The following is a 20918-nucleotide window of genomic DNA, read 5'->3' as shown; positions in this document are numbered from 1 at the left end:
GGTTAGAACCCTTGACAGGTACTCGACTCATTCTCTCCTCCCTCTGAAGGGCTGCGGTCGGCTCGACACCGGCCGCAGACGCACGAACCGCCAGGTGCCAAGGGGGCATCAGTCGGCACCAGCAACGACGACGCTCCACTTCCCCCTTGCAGAAGCCGCACCGGCGTCAGACACCAAGGGCACGGCTGCGGCTCGGGCACCGCCCGGGCCGAGCACCCATGACTGCGCCTCAACGGCTTTCGTCATCACCGGTGTCGAGTGTGGCGGGCCGGACCAGGCCTGATGCCCCGCCGGCCCGACCGCTTGGGGCCCCTCCTGCCCGTCAGCGGGCGACGACACGGCGCCCTGTCGATGGCCGATACCCTCAACTCGGCGACACATCCGAACACATGGGGGCTGCAGTGATGGACCACGGCATCGAACTGTCCGACGCGATAGAGGTGATCCGCCAGCAGTTGTCGGACGCGGCGGCGCGGGGTGCCGGCCAAGCGATCCAATTCGAAGTCGGGCCGGTGACACTCGACTTCACGGTCGAGCTGAAGCGGGACGCGCGGGCGAAGGGCGGGTTCAAGGCGTGGGTGCTGTCCGGCGATCTGGAGGGCGGGCTGACGCAGAACCAGGTCCAGAAGGTGTCGGTGACCCTCACTCCGAGGCTGGCCGGCTCTGACGACAGCGTCCTGGTGGGGAATCCGGACCTCGGCTCGCTCGACCCCTTCGGTGCCGGTCCGGCCGGTGAGGGCGAGGCGTGACGTCCTCCGCCGAGCGGGTGGCCTGGGTGCAGGGCCGGGTCCAGGGAAGCGGGTACCTGCTCACGGCGCGCGTCGTCCTGACCGCCGCGCACGTCGTCGGCGAGGCGGAGCGAACCTGTCACGTGGCCGTGCCGGGCAGCCGCGCGGTCGAGTGCCGGGTGGTGTGGCTGGCGAGCCGGGGAACGGACGCCCAGGACACGGCGCTGCTCCTGGCCGGGGAGGATCTCGTCGGTCCTGACACGGCCGCCCGGTTCGCGCCCCTCGACTGGGGCCGTACCGACAGCGTGCAGCCGCTGAGGAACTGTCATGCGACGGGCTTCCCGCTCAGGGGCCGGCACAGCCGCCGCACGGACAGCGAACAGCTGGCCGGAACCTTCCTGCCCGGCACCTCGCTCGTCGCCGGACGCTACGTCCTCGCGGACGACCACCACGTTCCCGTGACCGTCCCCGCGGCGGCCTCCCCATGGGCCGGCATGTCCGGCGCGGCCCTCTTCCACCAGGACTTCCTCATGGGCGTCGTGGTCGCCGACCACCGGCCGGGCGTCCACGGACACTCGCGGATCGAGGCCGTCCCCGCCGCCGCGCTCCTCGGCGACCCCGGATTCCGGCAGGCGGTCGCGGAGTACCTTCCCGACCTGCCGCCGCAGCCGGTCGACGTGGCGTCCGACGCGGTGCATGACCGCCGCTTCGAGCGCGCGTACGCCGCGGCCATCGGTGTCGACTACGGTCGGATCCGGATCTTCGGCCTGCGGCAGTCCACCGGCCCAACCCGCGGTGGCTGGGCACTCGACACGGCGTACCTCAGCTTGGAAGCCCGCCCCGCGACCCGGGCCGCCGCCGCCTTCGGTCCGCCGGGAGCCCGGGCCTTCGGCGGGCTCACCACCGGACCGCAGCGCGTCGAACGCGTGCTCAGCGGCCGCAGCAGGGTGCTGCTGCGCGGACAGGCCGGATCGGGCAAGACCACGCTGGTGCAGTGGCTCGCCGTCCGGGCGATGGTCGGCGGACTGGGCGAGGAGCTCGCCGAGCTGAACCACCGGATACCCCTGGTCCTCCAACTGCGCAAGCTGTTCCGGCGGGGGAACCTGCAGCCCCGCCCGGAGGAGTTCCTGGACCTCGACGGCCGCATGTGCGCCGAGCAGCAACCCAGCGGCTGGGCCCACCGGGTGCTCGGGAGCGGACGGGCGCTCCTGCTCATCGACGGGCTCGACGAGGTGCCCGCCGCGCAGCGCGAGGAGGTCCTCGAATGGCTCGACAACCTGCTCCGCCACTACCCCCGGGTGTGGACCCTGGCCACGGTGCGCCCGTCGGCGGTCCCGCCGGGCTGGCTGGACCATCTCGGCTTCGAGGAACTGTCGCTCTGCGGCTTGGGCGAGGAGGACCGGGACCGGTTCATCGAGCGCTGGCACCGGGCGTCCCTCCAGGAAACGCTCTCGCCCGACGACCCGCCCGCCGAGGTCGCGCGGCAGACGGCACTGGTGGAACGGGACAGGGACGACCTGACGCGGGCGCTGGCGGGTTCGTCCGACCTCTCCCAACTCACCGACAGCCCCCTGCTGTGCGCGATGATCTGTGCGCTGAACCGGGAGTCGCACGGAGTCCTGCCCAGCCACCGCATGGAGATCTACCGCGACGCCCTGACGATGATGCTGGCCAGGCGGGACCAGAGCCGCCGGATCCCCAGCCCGGAGCGGCTGCAGCTGTCCGAGGCCGAGCAGCTCGCGATGCTGCGGCGGATCGCCCACTGGTTGGTGCGCAACAACCAGGTCGAGGGCGGGCACCAGGACGCCGTCTCCCAACTGGAGCGCGCGCTGCGCGACCTGCCCAACGCCGCGCGACAGGGTGACGCCGAGGCCGCCTACCTCCATCTGCTCAACCGGAGCGGCCTGATCACCGAAACCAGCGTCCAGACCTTCCAGTTCATCCACCGGACGTTCCAGGACTACCTGGCCGCGATGGAGATCCAGGAGGAGCGCGACTTCGGCATGCTGGTGGGCCACGCGGCCGACGAACGCTGGGGCGACGTCATCCGGATGACCATGGGGCACTGCGGCCGCCGCGACCGGGCCGAGCTCTTCGAGCGGATCCTCGCCGAGGTCGGGCGGACGTCCGGCGAACGGAAGTCGGACGTCGTCCTGCTCGCTGCCGGCTGCCTCCCGTACGCGCCCGAACTCGACCGGAGCGTAAGGGAGTCGGTGCTGGAGTGCTGCCGGGAGCAGCTGACGGACCTGCTCGCCGACCCTACCCGATGGCGTCAACTCGCCAGTGCGGGCGAGGATCTGGTCCCGCTGCTCCGCGAAGTGGCGCTGCGGGGCGGGCAGGAGCTGGACCTCGACGTGGCGTGGCGGATGACCTTCCTGCTGGGCTCGATCGGCGGGGGTGCGGCGCTGGATCTCCTGGCGGAACTGGCCGACGGCGGTGTGGGCATACTGACGGCGGGGGCGCTCTGCCAGTGGCGCCACTTCGACGAACGGCAGTTCGCCTCCCGGGTACTGGCACGGGCCGACCTCTCCTGCGGGACGATCGTCATCACGTCCCGGTCGCAGCTGCACGCGCTGAGGGCCCTGCAGCCGCCTTGGGGTCTGGATCTGGCGGGGGTCAAGGGCTTCGACGGCGCTGAGTGGGCGTTCCTGGGAGAGAGTGTCGAGAGCCTCGGGCTCTCCGGTCTCGACGGTCTGCGGGACCTTTCCTTCCTCCGCGGGTGGACCCGGCTGCGGAAGCTGCGACTGTCGAGCTGCCCGAGCCTCCTGGACCTCGAACCGCTGCGTGGCCTGCCGCTGGCCGACCTGACGATCGTGGACCGGCCTGACCGGCGCCCGCGCGGCCGCTCACTCGACATCCTGACCCAGCTGCCACAGCTGACCGAACTCCTGCTCAGCGGCTACGAGTTCACCGACTGGACGCCGCCGTCGGCCATTCCCACCGTCACGGACGTCCACCTGTCCTACGTGGCCGACGGCCAGCCGCTGGGGCGTCTGCTGGAGGTCTTCCCCGGCATGGAGAGCCTCCGGTTGTATCCGGACCCGACCGGCTGCTCCGTGATCGACCTCCGCGAGCTGAGCGACACCCCGCAGCTGCGGGTGCGAGTGGGACAGGACCAGGACGGCCCACGCATCACGGTTGTGGGCGCGGAGCTCTTTCCCCCGGAACGGCTGACGATCACGGTGGACCCGCTGTGAGCCCACCTTCGTACCGGCGCTCAGGAGTTGTTGATGCTCCAGGCCCACAGAACGCCCTTGCCGACGCGTGTGATCAGGGTGGTGAAGTCGTCCTTGACCCCCTGCGGCGTCTTGTCCGCGGGGAAGAGCGGGGCGATCTTCTCCTGGCGCTCGACGGACAGGTCGCGCGAGATGCGCCCCTTGTAGCTGTTGTAGACGGTTGCGATGTCGCGGCGGACCGCCTCGCCCTCGGAGTTGCCGGGGCGCGGCACGCCGCGCTTGCGGTCGTCGTTGGTGGCGGCGATGGAGGCGACGTCCATCAGGAAGCAGTCGATGAGGTCGGTCACGTCCTTCTTCTGGGCGCCCGGCTCCTGCTGCTCCGCCTCCCTGAAGAGGAGATCGGCCATCTGCAGGGCGACATCGAGGTAGATCGTGTAGCGCGGGCTGCCGGGGATGGCGCCGAGCACGTGGTCGCCCTGCTTCGCGGTCTCCGAGTTCATGGAGACGAAGCCGTCGGGGCCGCCCCGGTCTTCGCCTTCGAGGCCCGGCACGGGGAAGGGCATCCCCTTGAAGCCGTCCTCCTCACCCGGGCCGAGCTTCTGCTCCGCGAGCGGGTGGATGCCGAACTCGTGGCAGAGCATCCCGGCGATGTAGCCGATGTCGTAGTTCTCGAAGTAGTAGGCGGCCAGCGTGACGAAGACGCCATCGGGCCCCTTGTCGATCACGTCGGCGGGGGTCTCGGTGGTGCGCTTCTCCAGAGTGATCTCACAGGTGCGGCCATCGAGGAACTGCGTGATGCCGGGGTGGGACGAGAGCAGGCCGAGGACTCGCATGGCCTTCTGCTGGGACTCCGGATACTTGACGGACACGTTGGTGAACGCGATCTTGCCGCTGGCCAGTCGCGTCCGCTGGATGGACGGGGCCGAGCGCTGCAGCAGGGCCGGGGCGGCCTCGGCGGCCGGTTCGGAGCGGTTCTCCCGGGGGGCCGGTCCCGACATCACCCGGGTGGCGTTGGCCTCGGCCTCGCGCTCGAAGCGGTCGGAGGGATCCGACACCTTGAGGCCGCTGCCGGTGTCGGTCCCGGCGACGGGCCCCTGCCGTTGCTGGATGACATGGGTGAGCTCGTGAGCCAAGGTGTGCTTGTCGGCTCCGCCGTCGCCGATGACGACATGGTTGCCGGAGGTGTAGGCGCGGGCTCCGACCTCGGCTGCGGACGAGCGGGCGGCGCTGTCGGTGTGCAGCCGGACATCGGAGAAGTCGGCGCCGAGCCGGGCCTCCATCTCGGTGCGCACGGCCCTGTCGAGAGGCCGGCCGCCGGCACGCAGGACGTCATGGACTCTGGAGCGCTGAACCGTGGGCTGCACGGCCGCCTGGTGTCCGCAGCCCGCGCCGTGCTGGTGCAGAGCGGGGCTTTGGGGCTGCGCCTGGGGCCCGCCCCGCCGGAGCATCTGGACAACGGCGGCGTTGCCGGCGTTGCGCTGCAGGGCGAGGAGCGCCTGCGGCGACATGACCTCTCCGCCGGCGGCGGACCGACGGGCACCGGTGGTGACCGATACGCGTTCGGCGCTCTCGCCACTGGGCTTCTTGGCGGTGTCTCGGGCATGCATGCGCGACTCTCCCGGCAGTGGAAAACGAACTGTTCCTGCCTACCGCGCTCGTGACCCGCGAGGCCAGGTACGCAGGGGCAGCAACCTGTGTCTGAAGGGGCAGCCCCGCACGGGCCGGGCGCTCTGGCCGCGGTCGGCGCCGTCATCCGGGACGGTCCGTGTCAGGGCGGCTTCCCGGCCGACCCGCCCTGCTTCCAGGCCGCGGTCCACGCGTCGGGCCACGGGACGGCACTGCGGTGCCCGGCGGGGACGTAGGCGGTCACATAGCGCCCTGCGGCGGCGAGTGAGCGCGGGTGCTGGTCGGTCTCCTCCCCCCAGACCTCGAACCGGAGGGTGAGGGAGGTCGTCCCGATCCGCTCGACCACAAGGATGGTCGTGACGTCCTGGCCGAACCAGAGCGGGGAGGTGAAGTCGACCTCGTACCGCACCCGGGGTGCGGCGCCGAAGTAGCCCGCTGCGCCGCAGTTCCGCATGAGGGTTGCTTCGGCCGCCTCGACGAACCGCACGACGGCGGTGTTGTGGTGGTGTCCGGCCGCGTCGGTGTCCATCCATTCGACGCGGCACCGGTGGACGGCGCGGGCGAGGTCCGCGCCGTCCACCGGCTCAGACGACGGGGGCCGGTTCACGGGTCGGCGTCCATCGCAGGTGGACGGTCTGCTCGTGCTCGCCGGTCCTCAGCAGCGACAGGCGCGGCCGTACGGCGTCGGTCCGCGAGCTGGGCGGCTTGCGGCTGCCGGCGCTGAACGGCAGGGGCCAGTCGGCGGCGGCACCCCGGTAGTTCTGCTCGGCCGCGGCGTGCAGGGTCCAGTGCGGGTCGTAGAGGTGGGTGCGGCCGATGGCGCACAGGTCGGCGCGGCCGGCCAGCAGGATGGAGTTCACGTCGTCGTAGGAGGCGATGGCGCCCACCGCGATGACCGCCGTGCCGGTGGCGGCGGCGACTTCGTGCCGGATCCGGTCGGCGAACGGGGTCTGGTAGGAGCGGCCGTATGCGGGGCGCTCGTCCTTGGTGACCTGGCCCGAGGAGACGTCGATCGCGTCCGCGCCATGGGCGATGAAGGCGCGGGCGATCTCCACCGCGTCGTGTTCGGTGTTCCCGTCCGGTGCCCAGTCGGTCGCGGAGATGCGGACGATCACGGGCCGCTCGGCCGGCCAGGCGGCGCGGACCGCGTCGAACACCTCCAGCGGGTAGCGGAGTCGGTTCTCCAGCCGCCCGCCGTACTCGTCGGTGCGCCGGTTGGCGATCGGCGAGAGGAAGGACGACAGCAAGTAGCCGTGCGCGCAGTGCAGTTCTAGCAGGTCGAAGCCCGCGTCGGCGCCGCGCCGGGCGGCGGCGACGAACTCGGCGGTGATCCGGTCCAGGTCGGCGCGGGTGGCCTCGCGCGGCACGGGCGATCCGGCCCCGTAGGGCAGGGGTGACGGGCCGACGACGTCCCAACTGCCGTCGTGGAGCGGCTCGTCCATGCCCTCCCACATGAGCCGGGTGGAGCCCTTGCGGCCCGAGTGGCCGAGTTGGAGGCCGATCCGGGCGGTGCTCTGCTGGTGCACGTAGGACACGATCCTGGCCCAGGAGTCCCGTTGGGCGTCGGTCCACAGGCCGCTGCAGCCGGGGGTGATGCGGCCCTCGGGTGAGACGCAGACCATCTCGGTCATCACCAGCCCGGCGCCGCCCATCGCCTTGGATCCCAGATGGACGAGGTGGAAGTCGCCCGGCACGCCGTCGACGGCGGAGTACATGTCCATCGGGGAGACGATGACCCGGTTCTTCAACTCCAGCCGCCCCAACCGGAAGGGCTGGAACATCGCGGGCACGATGCCGTCGAGTCCCTGGGAGGCGGCGAAGGCGCGGTCCACGCGGTCGGCGAACTCCGGGTCGCGGGTGCGCAGGTTGTCGTAGGTGATCCGGCGCGACCGGGTGAGCAGGTTGAAGCAGAACTGGACCGGCTCCTGGTGGACGTATCCGCCGATGTTCTCGAACCACTCCAGCGAGGCCTGTGCGGCCCGCTGGGTGGATTCGACGACGGGCCGCCGCTCGCTCTCGTAGGCCGTCAACGCCTCCTGGAGGTCCGGGTGTTCATGGAGGCAGGCGGCGAGCGCGAGTGCGTCCTCCATCGCCAGCTTGGTTCCCGAGCCGATCGAGAAGTGCGCGGTGTGGGCCGCGTCGCCGAGGAGCACGGTGTTGCCGTGGTGCCAGCGCTCGTTGCGCACGGTGGTGAAGTCGAGCCAGCGCGAGTTGTTCGCGAACAGCCGGTGGCCGTCCAGCTCGGCGGCGAAGATCTCGGCGATGCGGTCGACGGCCTGGTCGTCCGAAGCACCGGGCGGGAACTGGACGTTCTCGGTGGCGTCGAAGCCCGCTCGCCGCCACACGTCCTCGTGCATCTCGACGATGAAGGTGGAACCGCCGTCGGAGTAGGGGTAGCCGTGGACCTGCATGGTCCCCCACTCGGTCTGCTGGATGAAGAACTGGAACGCCTCGAAGACCAGGTCCGTGCCGAGCCACATGTACTTGTTGTGCCGGCGGTCCAGGGTGGGCCGGAAGACGTCCGAATTCTCTTGCCGGATCCGGGAGTTGACGCCGTCGGCCGCGATGACCAGATCGTGGCCTGCGGCGAGCTCGGCCGCGTCGGGTGCGGGTGTCGAGAAGTGCAGGGCTACGCCGAGGCCGCGGCAGCGCCTCTGCAGCAGGTGGAGCAGCTCCTTGCGGCTCATCGCCGCGAAGCCCTGGCCGCCGACGGTGTGGCGCTGCCCGTGGATGTGGATGTCGATGTCGGTCCAGCGGGCGAAGCGGGTGGCCATGGCGGTGGCGAACTCGGTGTCGGCGTTCTCGATGCCGCCGAGCGTCTCGTCCGAGAACACCACGCCGAAGCCGAACGTGTCGTCCGGGGCGTTGCGTTCCCAGACGGTGACGTCATGGGCCGGGTCGAGCTGCTTCATCAGGGCAGCGAAGTAGAGGCCGCCGGGGCCGCCGCCGACGATCGCGATCTTCACGGGGGTTCCTCTCACTGCTCGGCGGCGGGCGCGGCGGCCTGCTCGTCGTCGACGATCCTGCGGAGCGCGAAGCGCTGCAGCTTGCCGTTGACGTTGCGTGGCAGCGCGGTGCAGAAGCGCACGTCGCGGGGGTACTTGTAGGGGGCCAGGACCTGCTTGACGTGGTTCTGGATCTCCTTGGCCTTGGCGGCGTCGCCGAGCACGCCGTCGCGTAACACGACGAAGGCGCAGACGACCGAGCCGCGCTCGGCATCGGGTTTGCCGACGACGCCCGACTCCAGCACATCGGGGTGGGTGTCGATGGCGGCCTCGACCTCGGGCCCGCCGATGTTGTATCCGGAGGAGACGATCATGCCGTCGATGCGGGCCTGGTAGTGGAAGTAGCCGTCCTGGTCCCGGTGGAAGACGTCGCCGGTGACGTTCCAGCCGTTCAGCACGTAGTCCTGCTGGCGCGGGTCGTCCAGGTAGCGGCAGCCGACGGGGCCGATGACGCCCAGCCAGCCGGGCTCGCCGGGGCCCAGCTCGTTCCCGTCGGGGTCCAGGACGGTGGCGCGGTAGCCGGGCAGTGGTCGCCCGGTGGCACCGGGGCGGATGTCCTCGCCGGCCGCCGAGATGAAGATGTGCAGCAGCTCGGTGGTGCCGATGCCGTCGATGATCCTGAGGCCGAGCCGCTCGCTGAGCTGTTCCCAGGTGCTCCGGGGCAGGTGCTCACCGGCGGACACACCGGCGCGCAGCCCGGCGAGCCGCTGCTCCTGCCCTTCCCGCAGGATCGCCTTGTAGGCGGTGGGCGCGGTGGCGAGCACCGTGACGTGCTTCTGCTCGACGAGTTCGGCGAGTTGCAGCGGACTGGCGGACTCGGTCAGCAGCACGTCGGCGCCGGCCCGCAGCGGGAAGACGACGAGCATGCCGAGGCCGAAGGTGAAGGCGAGGGGCGCTGAGCAGGCCACCGTGTCGCCGACCGTCAGCCCGAGCACGGGGCGCCCGAAGGTGTGGTCGATGGAGAGCAGGTCCCGGTGGAAGTGCATGGTGATCTTCGGAACGCCGGTGCTGCCCGAGGTCGGGCCCAGGAGTGCCACGTCGTCGGCCGCGGTCGGCACATTGGTGAACCGTCCGGACTTGGCCGCCGCGCGGGCCGTCAGATCCTGCGAGCCGGTGCCGCCGCACGCCACGACCGCCATCGACGGCAGGGTGGTGTCCTTGACCAGCTGGGCGTCCTCGGCGAACCGCCGGTCCACCAGGGCGACGGCGGGCCTGGTCCGGTCGACGATCGGGGCCAGCTCACCGGCGCGGAGTGCCGCCACGGTGGTCACGGCTATGCAGCCGGCCTTGAGCACACCGAGCCAGCAGGCCACCGTCCAGGGGTTGTTGGGAGAGCGCAGCAGCACCCGCTGGCCGGGTACCAGGCCGAGGTCTTCGGTCAGCACCTGGGCGACCTGGTTGGCCCGGGTCTGGAGCTCGCCGTAGGTCCAGGTCTGACCGCCGGGTGTGAGCAGCGCCGGGCGGTCCGTTCCATAGGTCTGGACGGGGATGTCGATGAGCTCGGTGGCGGCGTTCAGCCGGTCCGGGTACCGCAGTTCCGGCGTGGTGAACTCGATCACGGGCCACAGGTGGGCGGGCGGGAGGTGGTCGCGGGCGAAGGTGTCCTGGTGAGCCGAGGGTGAGAGTGACACGGAAGTGGTCCTTCCAAGGGCCCGCCGGTGCAGGCGGTCGGGCAGTCAGGCGGAGCGGATCATGCCCTCCTGGGCCACGGTGGCCAGATGACGGCCGTCCCGGGTGAAGAACCGGCCGGTGCCGAGGCCGCGGCCGGTGTCGGCGGCCACCGCCTCCTGGACGTAGAGCAGCCAGTCGTCGACGCGTCCGGGCCGGTGGAACCACATCGCGTGGTCCAGGCTCGCGGTGACCAGCCCGGGGTCGGCCCAGGCCAGGCCGAGCACGCGCAGCACGGGTTCGAGGATCGTGTAGTCGCACACGTAGGCGAGCGCGGCCTGGTCCCGCTGGGCCTCGCTCAGCCCGTCGACGGGCCGCAGCGGGTCGAAGGGCTTCAGCCACACCGCCTGGTGCGGGGCCTGCTTCCCCTCGACGGTGAGGTAGACCGGTCCGGGCACATGGCGCATGTCGAAGCTGCGGCCGTGGGACCAGTAGGCCTTCGACGCATCGGTCATCGAGCCGCCGCGGCGCTGCGCGAGGTACTCGGCCGAGCTGGGCAGCTCCTCGGGATCGGGGACCTCGGCGGCGAAGGACTCCTGGAAGGTGCCGCCGGGCTCGCCGGCGGCGAAGTTGGCCAGGCAGACGTAGACCGGCTTGCCGTTCTGGTAGGCGCGCACCTGCCGGGTGCTGTACCCGCGGCCGTCCCGCAGCAGCTCCACCTCGTGGCGCACCGCTGCTCCGATGTCGACCGGTCGCAGGAAGTAGCTGTGCATCGAGTGCAGGGTCTTGCCGTCGGTCACCGACCGCATGGCGGCGGCCGCGGCCTGGGCGACCAGGTCGCCGCCGTAGGCCTTGGGCCAGGGGCACGGCTGGGTGACGGCGGTGAAGGCGAGGTCGAAGTGCTCGGCCTCGGCCGGGGTAAGGGTGACGGCCGAGGTGAAGACGGCCGAGCTGGCGAGCGGGCCGGCGGTCATCGGTCCAGCCAGTCGCGCAGGTCGGCGTCGGCGACGTCGGGCAGGTTGACGACGATGTTCTCCGGGGTGCGGGTGGTCATCCACAGCAGCGGCTCGGTGCGCGAGAGGTTGCACTCGATGTGGGGCATGAACGGCGGCACGAAGACCCAGTCGCCCTCCGCCATGTCGACGTAGTCCTCGAACTTCTCGCCGAAGTAGATGCGCCCCCGGCCGGACAGCAGGTAGCCGCCGGTCTCGGCCTCACCGTGGTGGTGGGAGACCGAGCGGTAGCCGGGCTCGTTGCTGACCTTGCCGAACCAGAGCTTGGTGGCCGGGGTGTGCTGGATGCTGACGCCCGAGACGCGCACGGCCCCTCCGGAGTCGGCGGTGCCCTGGTCCTCCGCGCCGGCCCGCGTCACCACGGGCGCCACCAGACCGCTGGGCAGCCGGTACATCGAGTTGTCGCCCTCGAGGCGGTACTTGCTGAAGTCAGGCTCCATGGGAACGGCTCCGTTTCGATAGCCGGCCTCAACCGGTATCTCGTATTTTTCACGGCCGTCATTTATTGTCAATACGTGCGGCACCGCCCCACCCGGGGTGGCCCCGCCGCCAGTCGCAGCCTTCACCGGAGGTGCCATGACGCCCGTCGCCGTGAACCCGAAGTCCCTTCCCGCGCCGAGTGGTTACTCGCACGGCACGCTGGCCGGAAACACCCTCTACCTGGGTGGCCAGACCGCTCTCGACTCCGAAATGAAGATCGTCCCGGGCGGCATCGTGGAGCAGTTCCGCCAGGCGTTCGGCAATGTGCTCGCGACGCTGCGCCAAGCGGGTGGCAAGCCGGAGGACTTGGTCAGCGTGACCATCTACCTCACCGACATCCCCGACTACCAGGCGCACGGCAAGGAGATCGGCCGGGTCTGGCGCGAGCTCGCCGGCCCGGTCTATCCGGCCATGGCCGGCATCGGGTGCACTGCCCTGTGGCAGCCCGAAGCCATGATCGAGATCCTGGGTGTCGCCGTGATCCCGGACGACCGGCTGGTGCGGCCGGCCGGCTGAGCCCGGGCCGTGGTGCGGTGTCGACCCGACATGCGGGCCGCGTCGCGGCGGAGCTCCGATATCGATGTTTCTTGATGACGAACAGGAAGGATGCACACGCATGGGGCGGCAGGGATGAAACTCGCGTCTGTCACGGTGAACGGCACCCGGCGCGCCGGCGTCGTCCTGGAGGCCGAGGCGGCGGTGGCGCTGCTGCCGGGGTCCGTCGGCACGGTCGACGACCTCGTCCGCGGCGGTCCGGCCGCCCTCGACGCGGCGCGCAACGCACTCTCCGGCGCGCGGACGGTCGGGCTCTCGGAGGTCCGCCTCGAAGCACCGCTGCACCGGTTCAACCGCGACATCCTGTGCACCGGTTGGAACTACTGCGACCACTTCGAGGAGTCGAAGGGCAAGCGCGAGGGCCAGGACCCGGCCACCCGCCCGACCCGCCCGGCCTTCTTCACCAAGGGCCCGGACACCGTCATCGGCCCTGTCGACGACATCGCCTATGACGCGGAGTTGTCCGGCCAGTGGGACTACGAGGCGGAGATCGCCCTTGTCATCGGCCGTGACGGCCGGTCCATCCCCGAGGAGAAGGCCCGCGAGCACATCTTCGGCTACCTCGTCGCCAACGACGTCTCCCAGCGCGACCTGCAACGGGCACACGGCGGCCAGTGGCTCAAGGGCAAGAGCATCGACGCCACGATGCCGCTCGGCCCCTGGCTCACCACCGCCGACGAGGTGGCCGACCCCGGCGACCTGCGGGTGCAGTGCCGGGTCAACGACGTGCTGCTGCAGAACGCCAGCAGCTCCCAGATGGCCTTCTCCTTCGCCCGGATCATCGCCGAGCTCAGCCACGGCATGACCCTGCGGGCCGGTGACCTCATCCTCACCGGCACCCCGAGCGGCATCGGAAGCGCCCGGGACCCGCAGGTCTTCCTGCGCGACGGCGACCTGGTCGTCACCCGGGTCAGCGGCCTCGGCGAGCTCCGCAACCGGGTGGTCTCGACCTCCCTGACCTGACGAACCATCGCCCGCCCCCAAGGAGCCTCCGGAGCGGGCACGAACCGCTCACCCGCGAGGCGATAGGCTGCCGAGCGAATGATCATACGGTCGGCAGCGGCCCTGAGCAGCAAGGACGGAGCGCGTGGACGTCGCCAGTGAGCCGGTGCCGGTTCAGTTCGAAGCGCCGACGGCGACCGGCCGGGACACCCGCCTCGGGCCGCTGATCATCACGGTCTTCGGCCTGTACGCCCGAGCGGAGCAGAACTGGCTCTCGGTGGCATCGGTGGTGCGGCTCATGGCGGACCTCGGCGTGGAGGCGCAGGCCGTCCGGTCGTCGATCTCCCGGCTCAAGCGCCGTGGCGTGCTCCAGAGCACGCGTCACGCGGGCGTCGCCGGCTACTCGCTGGCGGCCCCGGCCCTGGAGACGCTCGCCGAAGGCGATGTGCGGATCTTCGAGCGGGTCCGCGCGGTCGCCGAGGACGGCTGGGTCGTGGTGGTGTTCTCCGTCCCGGAATCCGAGCGGGGGAAACGGCACGAGCTCAGGACCAGCCTGACCCAACTCGGCTACGGCACGGCCGCACCGGGGGTGTGGGTCGCGCCGGGGAACCTGGCGGCCGAGACCCGTCGAACCCTCGAGCGGCGCGGGCTGTCCGAGTACGTCGACATCTTCACCGGCGACCACTTCGCCTTCGGCGATCTGCGGTCCAAGGTCCGCGCCTGGTGGGACCTGGATGAACTCGCCGCCCTGTACTCGGACTTCCTGCGCCGCTACCGCCCGGTCCGCGACGCGGCGCGGGCGGTCGAGAAGGCCCCGCCGGAGGCGTTCCAGCTCTACGTCCCGATGCTCACCGAGTGGCGCCGACTGCCGTACCGCGACCCCGGGCTGCCGCTGTCGCTGCTGCCACCGGGCTGGAACGGAGTCACCGCCGGCGCGCTGTTCGACGAGTTGAACACCCTGCTCGGCACTCCGGCACGCGAGCACGCCCTCGAAGTGATCCACGCACAGGGGTAGTCGGGGAGTTCGGGCTCGGCCTCAAGCTCCCCCGGGCCGCACAGCACGGCCGAGCAACCCCGTCTCATGGGCGAGGAAGCCCAGGATGTCGGTGGCCAGCGCGTGGTCCTGACTGCGCCCTCGTCTGCCGTGGCCCGTATCCCTCGACATCCTCAGCAGGACCGGGCGGTCGCTGGTGGTGGCGTTCTGCAGGGCCGCGCACATCTTGCGCGCATGCACCGGATCGACTCGGGTGTCGTTCTCGTGGGCCAGGAGCAGCGTCGACGGATACGCCTGGCCCGGGCCCTGCGCGGCACGCTGGTACGGGGAGTACGAGAGCAGCCAGCGGAGTTCCTCGGATCGGGCCGCGCTGCCGTACTCCGGTGTCCAGGCGCCGCCCAGGCCGAACCGCTCGTAGCGGACCATGTCCATGAGGGGCGCGACGCAGACGGCAGCCGCGTAGAGCTCCGGCCGCTGGGTGAGCGCGGCGCCCGCCAGCAGGCCGGCGTTGCTGGCCCCGAGCAGGCCGAGACCGTGCTCGGACGTCCATCCCGCCTCGATGAGCCATTCGGCGGCACGGTTCAGGTCGTCGATGCTGTTCTGCTTCCGGGCCCCACGGCCGTCGCGGTGCCAGGCCGCCCCGTACTCTCCGCCGCCCCTGACGGAGGCCACGGCGCAGATCCCTCCGGCCTCCACCCAGGCGTGGAGCAGTGCGTCGTACGCGGGCGTGACCGCGATGCCGAAGCCGCCGTAGCAGGTGAGCAGGGTGGGGCGGGGACCGGAGCGCTCGCGGGGAGCGATCACGCAGATCGGCACCGACGTGCCGTCCACGGACGGGTAGAAGGTCCTGAACTGACGTTGTGTGGCACGCCGTTGGCGAGGGGTGCCGCGCACTCCGGCTGCGCGGTGATAGCTGAAGGGCGCCCTGGGGGTGAGGTAGTCGCCGTAGGAGAAGCCGACTTGGTCGGCGGGCACGGTGGGCGATGAGAGGTGCGCGATGGTGCCGGTGGCCGTGAGCAGTGTCTCCGCGTCGCCGTAGCGAGCGGGCTCGGACGGGGCCGGGTAGCGGACGAGTTCATGAGCCGCGTCGCGGAGCCGGCTGACCAGGATCTCGGGGGCCGCACCGCGCTGCCCGAGGAGGGCGAAGCTGATCAGGACGGCGTCGGGCGCCTCCGGCACGATCTCCTGCCAGTGCGCCGGGCCCTGCGTGGCGGAGCCGGCGACGCACAGCCGGCCTCGGTCGGCTCCGTGGGTGGTGCGGAGGTAGAGCCGGTCGTCCGGTCCGACGGCGGCCGTGGTGACGGCCGTTCCCGCAGGCTGGACCACGCTCCAGTGCGGTGCCTCGGGCGAGGAGTCGGCAAGGTCGGCGAGTTGGATCTCATTGGGGGCGCCGGGCCCGGGAGAGGCGTCCACGAGCAGCCAACGAGCTTGGTACAGCTGGACCTTGAGCGAGCCGGGGCGGTCCGGGGTGAAGACCGCGCGGTCCATGGCCTGGGCGGTGCCCAACCGGTGCAGCATGACGCGGCGGTGCAGTGCGGCCCCGCGCGGTGTGCAGTGGACGTAGTAGAAACCCGAACCGTCGGGCAGCCAGGCGATCGGACCGCCCCGGGTGCCCGCCACCTCCTGCGCGTCCTCACCCGTGACGAGCCGGCGGACGTGCAGGGTGCACCACTCGGTGCCGCGCGCGGAGACCTGGTAGGCGATCAGGTGCCCGTCCGGCGAGACGTCCCACGCCTCCAGGACGGCCCCTTCCCGACCGCCGACGTCGAGGACGCAGTCCTCGGTGCCGTCCGGTCCGCGCCGCCACACGCTGTCGCGTTCGTCGTTCTCCCGCCGGCGCGTGAAGAACTCCACCTCCCCCCGCAGACGCGGCACCGAGACCAGGTCGTGGGCCAGCGACGCCTCCAGCAGGGCCCCCATCGCGTCCCGCCCGGGCAGTCGCTCCAAGTACGCCTGCGCCAGGTCGTGCTGGCGGGCGAGCCAGTCACGTGTGGCGGGTGCCTCCGCCTCCTCGAGCCACCGGTACGGGTCGGGGACGCGGTGCCCGTGGAGGACGTCCACGGTCTCGCCGCGTGGCGCGGGCGGATAGTGGAACGGCATCAGGGCCTCCCAGCAGAATCGGGGATCGGGGCCACTCGGGTGCGGGGGCTCAGTAGCCACAACGGGCCGGCCGCCCCCAGCGCCACCGCCAGCCAGAGGACGGGCGTCGCCCCCGTGCTTGACGCCAGCAACCCGGCGCCCAGCGCGCCCGCGATCTGTCCCACGGCGCCGAGTATCTGCAACGACACACCTGCACGGCCGAGTTGGGCCTCCGGCACGACGACGGTGACGTAGCCGGTGAGACCGATGTTGGAGACCGCACCGCAGCAGGCCTGGCCCGCCATGGAGGCGGAGACCAGCACGGTCGCGAGCCACCAGGGCCCGGCGGCGAGTGGCAGCAGGGCAGCGGTCAGGGCCACGCCGAGCAGGCCCGCGACCGCGAGGGACAGCGGCGGCAGCCGCCGGGTGAGCCGCACGCCCAGGGCCGAGCCGACGAGTCCGGTCCCTCCGGCGAGCACGAAGACCATGCCGTACCAGGACCCCGGGACGGCCAGGTCACGCAGCAGGTAGGGGGCGAGCAGCGCGCTGATCGCCCCGCTGCCGGCGGCCCCGGCCAGGACTGCGGGCAGCAGCCGGCGCAGTGCGGGATCGGTGGGCCACCAGGCCCGGCCGGTCCCGGGTGCGGGCCCCTCGGGAAGCTGATCGTCGGACGTCCGGGCGGGCTCCCGGGCGGGGCGTGCGGGGCGGTCGGGGGTGCGGATGGCCAGCAGGCAGACCGCACTGACGGCGAAACTGGCCGCGTCGCAGATGAAGGGGGCGGTGGCGCCCAGGCCGGCGATGACGAGGCCGAACACGGCCCGTCCCAGCAGCTTGCCGACCTGCTCCCCGCCCTGGAGCCAGCCGCGGGCGCGGATGAGCGCCTCGCCGGGCACGAGGGTGCGCAGGTGGGCGAAGTAGCCGGCCTCCACCACGAGGCCGCAGGCGCCGAGAACGGCGGCGAGCAAGGTCAGGGTGGAGAGGGTCAGTCGGTTGGTGGCGAGCGCGGCGGCCGCCGCGAACAGCGCCGCGCAGGCCAACAGGTCGGCCCGGACCAGCCAGCGCCGCTTGCGTGGGCGGCGGTCCAGCCAGCCGGCCAGGGGAAAGCCGAAGAGCAGCATGACGACGGGTGGGGCAGCCGCGAGCGCGCCGGTCCGGCCGGTGGAGGCGGCCAGTTGGTGCACGGCCAGGTACGGCAGGGCGACGGTGGTCAGCGCGGATCCTGCGGCGGATGTGGTCTGCCCGAGCAGATACCACCGGAAGTCGCGCTTCACCTCTTGTCCCTTCCTCGCTGGTGTGGGTGTGCGTGTGGGAGGCAGCCGCTGTGCGGCCGCCTCCCACACGGTCATTCAGCCGGCTTGCGCTCAGGCGACCTCGAGGTCGCCGCAGCCGATGATGCTGACGGAGCTCCACGGCGCGTCGTCGGTGTCGACGTCAGCGGAAAGAACCTGCAGAGCAAGAACGTTGGTCATTTCAATTCACCTCCTCTCGCATGTGGAAAGGAACATCAGTCCAGCAGCCTCATCACACGGCCTCGTCAGCCCAGCAGCCGGCGAGGCTGAGGGAGCTCCACGGCGCGTCGTCGGTGTCGACGTCAGCGGAAAGAACCTGCAGAGCAAGAACGTTGGTCATTTCAATTCACCTCCTCTCGCATGTGGAAAGGAACATCAGTCCAGCAGCCTCATCACACGGCCTCGACATCCCAGCAGCCGGCGAGGCTGAGGGAGCTCCACGGCGCGTCGTCGGTGTCGACGTCAGCGGAAAGAACCTGCAGAGCAAGAACGTTGGTCATTTCGATTCACCTCCTCTCGGGTGTGGCGGGGCGGAGGAAAGCGCAGGGACGAAAGGCGAATTCCGCCCCTGCGCAGCTCAGGGATTGAGCACGAACCCTTGGCCGTTGGCACCGAAGGCGAGTCGGCTCAGGGCGGCGAGCACTCCGGCGGAACCGGTGGCCAGGTCCGCGCTGAAACGGGACAGGCCGTGACCGAGGATGCGCACTCCGCCGCGCTCATAGGGAATGGCGTGCATGGCCAAGCCGTCGGCCAGTTGGCGCGCCGTGACGTCGTCGGCCGGCGAGCCCGCCCACCGGGCGTGGTCGGCGTGGAAGACCACCAGACCGGCCAGCCCTTGGTGCAGCCCCGCCTGGATCGTGACCTTCTTGGTGTCGTCGGCGCGGATTCCGTCCAGCCAGGGCCTGAGGTCGGCACCGCTCTCGAGGGACGCGTACCGGGTCAGGGCCAGGCCGATGCCGGCCGACCCGTCGGCGAGGTAGGGCAGGGCCCGTGGGCGTGCGGGGTCGTCGCAGACCGAGATGGACCCGTCCGGCAGCCTGACGGTCCGCTCCAGTTCGGCGCGCAGCATTCGCGAACCGGCATGGTGGTACCGGTCGTTGCCCGTGGCCCTGGCCAGATGGAACAGGAAGTAGGAGATGCCCGCGAGCCCCTTGGCCAGCCCGGGGGCAGCCTTCGTGCGCTTCGGCTCCGTCACGATCCGCTCGCCCAGCAAGGCGGCGATGTCCAGCAACCGGTCCTCGCCCGTGCTGCGGTGGACGGCCAGCAGCGCGAGGCCCACTCCGGCCGCACCGTTGCCCAGGTCGTCACCGTCCTGGGTCAGCGGATGCGCGGCGGAGAACTTCAGGAGCGACAACGACCGTTCGGTGTGGCCGAGTTCGTCGAGCACCCAGGCGATTCCCGCCGTGCCCGCGTGCAGCCCTGGCGGCAGGGCGGTGTGCTGCTTGTCGACTTCGGCGAGGAACCGCTGCTCGATGGCGTCCGGGATCCTGACCCGGGCGTGGTGGAGTGCGTGCAGGATTCCGGCCGAACCATGGGCTGCGGAAAGGAAGTTGGTCTCGTATGCCCGCGACGGCGGGGGGAACATCCACTCGGGGCGGCCCGCGTCGGCGTCGGCGAGCAGCCCGTCGGCGACCGAGGTCAGCAGCTCGTCCACGGTCGGCCGAGCAGCCGGGGCTCCCAACTCGCGGTAGCGGATGGCGCGTTGCCAGAGGGCAGGCGGGACCGGAGCCCGCTCCGACAGGGCGCTGTGGAGCAGGTGGAGATTCCGCGGCGACCGGCCTGCGACCTGGTGGAACGGGAACAACAGGGCGAGCGCCACGGCCGACAGGCCGTAGTGGTCGCGCAGGTACGGGTCGCCGTCGTCCAACTCCGGGGGCGGAGCGTATCCGTCGGTGCCCAGCAATGGGACGGTCTCGCTCACCCGGTGTGCGGTTTCGAAGTCGATGAGCCTGACCGTGTCGTCATCGCGGACCAGGATGTTGCCCGGTGACACGTCGCTGAACACGTAGCCGAGGGCGTGCAGGCGGTCGAGTGCGGCTCCGAGGCTCGCGATGATCCGCTCGCATCTGCGGTAGTACGCCGCGAAGTCATCGGTGGAGCGATCGGCTTGGATGATCGGGCAGTTGGTGGCGATCCATCGGGTCAGGCCGACTCCGTCCACGAGTTCCTCGGCCAGGAAGTCGTGCTCCCACTCGCTGAACAGGTCGTAGGGCTCGGGGCAGAGCCCCGGAGCGCGTGCCGAAATGTCCTTCAGGGTGTGGTATTCGCGCTGCAGTCGCTCCTGGGCCTCGACCCCGTCCCAGGAGAGCCCGGTGCCGGGTCGCGCCTCCTTGAGGATGACCGTCTCCCCGGTAACCGGGTGGATCGCCTGGTAGGTCCCGCCCGCATTGCTGTGCTGGACGGCCTTGACGATCCGAAAGCCGCCGACAGTCGGGGGGCCGTCGTCCTGCGGGGAGTCCTGGGGCGGCGCGAAGGGGTCCTCGATTCCCGCGGGCAGCGTGAAGAAGGGCAGCCGGCGGTCTTCGACGTCGACGCCCTGTGCGTCACGGACCAGCCACTGCTTCGAGCCGTCGCCCAGCAGCCGGAACCGGGGCTTGATGCTGCCGTACCGGTAGTGGACGGTCCTGCTGCCGCCGTAGCGGCGGTCGGTGAGGACGTACGGTCCGACGAACCCCGCCAGCGCCTCGGCCAGTTCGTCCAGGAGGGGCTTGGCAGCGGCTTCGGACGCCGGATAGGCGACGAAGCACTTGCCCGCCTGCACCCGTGATCCGTGCTTGTGGTTGAGCAGCAGGTAGAACTTCTTGGCAGCGACGTGCTTGAACGGGATCCCGCTTGCGAAACATATCCCGGCGGCTATGCCGAAGACCTTCTCCACATCGGCGATCCTGCTGGAGACATGGATCTTCCACCCCTGCTCCGGCCATTCGAAGCCCAGCGGCGCGTAATACGACCAGACGCTCTCCGAGCCCGTTTCCCATCCGGCCGGGAGCTGGACGGAATAGCGGCGTCCCGTGTCGGGAGTCAGCGCGCTCGGGAGGAAGAAATCACCCTCCATGAGCGTGTAGTTCATCTGGTCGACCATGACGTGAGCTGCCTTCCATCGCCTGCATTGATAAACAGTCTGGAAGGCCTGGATCTACGGCCGATGAACGTCGCATCGACATGCATCAGCACCAGGTACTTCATGTCCCGGTGCCCGCACCCGGACCACCCGACGGGACCTCGCTCTCAACCCGCGCCACGCAACCGCCATCCTTACCGAACGGGGGCGGAATGCAGGCGGCAGACACTGCGGGCCCGAACGGGCCCGGCGGCAGGCCGCCACTGCTGCGGACCCGAACGGGTGAGGCTCAGGCACCCGGCGCTGCGCCCCCGAGCAGGCCGAACGCGGGCCACTCGGGCGGCGGGCGCTGCGGGCCCGGC

The 20918-nt window shown here is 71.0% G+C and carries 15 protein-coding genes; 5 read left to right on the top strand and 10 right to left on the bottom strand.

Going from position 1 to position 20918, the window contains the following annotated elements:
* Window positions 1-404 precede the first annotated feature (404 nt).
* Together E6W39_RS38825 and E6W39_RS38820 are read left to right on the top strand one after the other, a co-directional pair.
* Window positions 405-749 (top strand): trypco2 family protein, encoded by a 345-nt coding sequence (locus E6W39_RS38825; protein ID WP_101378497.1) that lies wholly within the window; start codon window positions 405-407, stop codon window positions 747-749.
* Complete coding sequence (locus E6W39_RS38820; RefSeq protein WP_141637458.1) at window positions 746-3925, top strand: serine protease; 3180 nt, start codon at window positions 746-748, stop codon at window positions 3923-3925. Before E6W39_RS38825 ends, E6W39_RS38820 begins: the two co-directional genes overlap by 4 nt.
* A 20-nt stretch (window positions 3926-3945) precedes the next feature.
* Here E6W39_RS38820 and E6W39_RS42490 read toward each other — a convergent pair whose 3' ends face one another.
* The 6 genes from E6W39_RS42490 to E6W39_RS38790 all read right to left on the bottom strand — a co-directional run bounded on the left by E6W39_RS42490 (window position 3946) and on the right by E6W39_RS38790 (window position 11596).
* Window positions 3946-5511: an eCIS core domain-containing protein gene (locus E6W39_RS42490; RefSeq protein WP_407658592.1), complete on the bottom strand. Its 1566-nt coding sequence runs from the start codon at window positions 5509-5511 to the stop codon at window positions 3946-3948.
* A 161-nt stretch (window positions 5512-5672) separates the two neighbouring features.
* The gene (locus tag E6W39_RS38810; RefSeq protein ID WP_228718594.1) at window positions 5673-6110 is read right to left on the bottom strand and encodes an acyl-CoA thioesterase; all 438 of its coding nucleotides are present in this window, start codon (window positions 6108-6110) and stop codon (window positions 5673-5675) included.
* A gap of 4 nt (window positions 6111-6114) precedes the next feature.
* Complete coding sequence (locus tag E6W39_RS38805) at window positions 6115-8496, bottom strand: bifunctional salicylyl-CoA 5-hydroxylase/oxidoreductase (protein WP_141637457.1); 2382 nt, start codon at window positions 8494-8496, stop codon at window positions 6115-6117.
* A gap of 11 nt (window positions 8497-8507) precedes the next feature.
* The gene (locus E6W39_RS38800; RefSeq protein ID WP_141637456.1) at window positions 8508-10166 is read right to left on the bottom strand and encodes an AMP-binding protein; all 1659 of its coding nucleotides are present in this window, start codon (window positions 10164-10166) and stop codon (window positions 8508-8510) included.
* Window positions 10167-10211: 45 nt separating this feature from the next.
* Entirely contained in the window at window positions 10212-11117 is a 906-nt protein-coding gene (locus E6W39_RS38795) for an acyl-CoA thioesterase (RefSeq protein WP_141637455.1), read from the bottom strand.
* Entirely contained in the window at window positions 11114-11596 is a 483-nt protein-coding gene (locus tag E6W39_RS38790) for a cupin domain-containing protein (RefSeq protein WP_141637454.1), read from the bottom strand. The genes E6W39_RS38795 and E6W39_RS38790 overlap by 4 nt, the downstream gene beginning before the upstream one ends.
* A gap of 136 nt (window positions 11597-11732) precedes the next feature.
* On the opposite strand from E6W39_RS38790, the gene E6W39_RS38785 reads away from it, so the two are divergent.
* The 3 genes from E6W39_RS38785 to E6W39_RS38775 all read left to right on the top strand — a co-directional run bounded on the left by E6W39_RS38785 (window position 11733) and on the right by E6W39_RS38775 (window position 14148).
* On the top strand, window positions 11733-12152 hold the full coding sequence (locus E6W39_RS38785; protein ID WP_141637453.1) for a RidA family protein: 420 nt from the start codon (window positions 11733-11735) through the stop codon (window positions 12150-12152).
* 114 nt (window positions 12153-12266) lie between these two features.
* Window positions 12267-13154 (top strand): fumarylacetoacetate hydrolase family protein, encoded by an 888-nt coding sequence (locus tag E6W39_RS38780; RefSeq protein WP_141637452.1) that lies wholly within the window; start codon window positions 12267-12269, stop codon window positions 13152-13154.
* A gap of 124 nt (window positions 13155-13278) precedes the next feature.
* Window positions 13279-14148: a PaaX family transcriptional regulator gene (locus tag E6W39_RS38775; protein WP_228718593.1), complete on the top strand. Its 870-nt coding sequence runs from the start codon at window positions 13279-13281 to the stop codon at window positions 14146-14148.
* 21 nt (window positions 14149-14169) lie between these two features.
* Here the strand turns inward: E6W39_RS38775 and E6W39_RS38770 are convergent, their stop codons facing one another.
* The 4 genes from E6W39_RS38770 to lanKC form a co-directional block, all read right to left on the bottom strand.
* Entirely contained in the window at window positions 14170-16227 is a 2058-nt protein-coding gene (locus E6W39_RS38770) for a prolyl oligopeptidase family serine peptidase (protein ID WP_141637451.1), read from the bottom strand.
* Window positions 16227-17477, bottom strand: coding sequence for an MFS transporter (locus E6W39_RS38765; protein ID WP_181799661.1), 1251 nt, complete (start codon window positions 17475-17477; stop codon window positions 16227-16229). Before E6W39_RS38765 ends, E6W39_RS38770 begins: the two co-directional genes overlap by 1 nt.
* A 90-nt stretch (window positions 17478-17567) precedes the next feature.
* Complete coding sequence (locus E6W39_RS40680) at window positions 17568-17675, bottom strand: class III lanthipeptide (RefSeq protein WP_220140331.1); 108 nt, start codon at window positions 17673-17675, stop codon at window positions 17568-17570.
* Window positions 17676-18072: 397 nt separating this feature from the next.
* Window positions 18073-20565, bottom strand: a complete 2493-nt coding sequence (lanKC, locus tag E6W39_RS38760) for a class III lanthionine synthetase LanKC (protein WP_181799660.1) — start codon at window positions 20563-20565, stop codon at window positions 18073-18075.
* Between the last annotated feature and the right edge of the window lie 353 nt (window positions 20566-20918).

The organism is Kitasatospora acidiphila (genome assembly GCF_006636205.1).
In the GTDB taxonomy this organism is placed as follows: Bacteria; Actinomycetota; Actinomycetes; order Streptomycetales; family Streptomycetaceae; genus Kitasatospora; species Kitasatospora acidiphila.
Note: the sequence above shows the minus strand (reverse complement) of the source record. Positions and strands in the feature narration are given on the sequence as shown.

Bases quoted from the DNA above. Each gene is read 5' to 3' on its own strand.
- E6W39_RS38825 (WP_101378497.1), top strand. From the start codon at position 405: ATGGACCACGGCATCGAACTGTCCGACGCGATAGAGGTGATCCGCCAG.
- E6W39_RS42490 (WP_407658592.1), bottom strand. From the start codon at position 5,511: ATGCATGCCCGAGACACCGCCAAGAAGCCCAGTGGCGAGAGCGCCGAA.
- E6W39_RS38795 (WP_141637455.1), bottom strand. From the start codon at position 11,117: ATGACCGCCGGCCCGCTCGCCAGCTCGGCCGTCTTCACCTCGGCCGTC.
- E6W39_RS38790 (WP_141637454.1), bottom strand. From the start codon at position 11,596: ATGGAGCCTGACTTCAGCAAGTACCGCCTCGAGGGCGACAACTCGATG.
- E6W39_RS38785 (WP_141637453.1), top strand. From the start codon at position 11,733: ATGACGCCCGTCGCCGTGAACCCGAAGTCCCTTCCCGCGCCGAGTGGT.
- E6W39_RS38780 (WP_141637452.1), top strand. From the start codon at position 12,267: ATGAAACTCGCGTCTGTCACGGTGAACGGCACCCGGCGCGCCGGCGTC.
- E6W39_RS38770 (WP_141637451.1), bottom strand. From the start codon at position 16,227: ATGCCGTTCCACTATCCGCCCGCGCCACGCGGCGAGACCGTGGACGTC.
- E6W39_RS40680 (WP_220140331.1), bottom strand. From the start codon at position 17,675: ATGACCAACGTTCTTGCTCTGCAGGTTCTTTCCGCTGACGTCGACACC.
- lanKC (WP_181799660.1), bottom strand. From the start codon at position 20,565: ATGAACTACACGCTCATGGAGGGTGATTTCTTCCTCCCGAGCGCGCTG.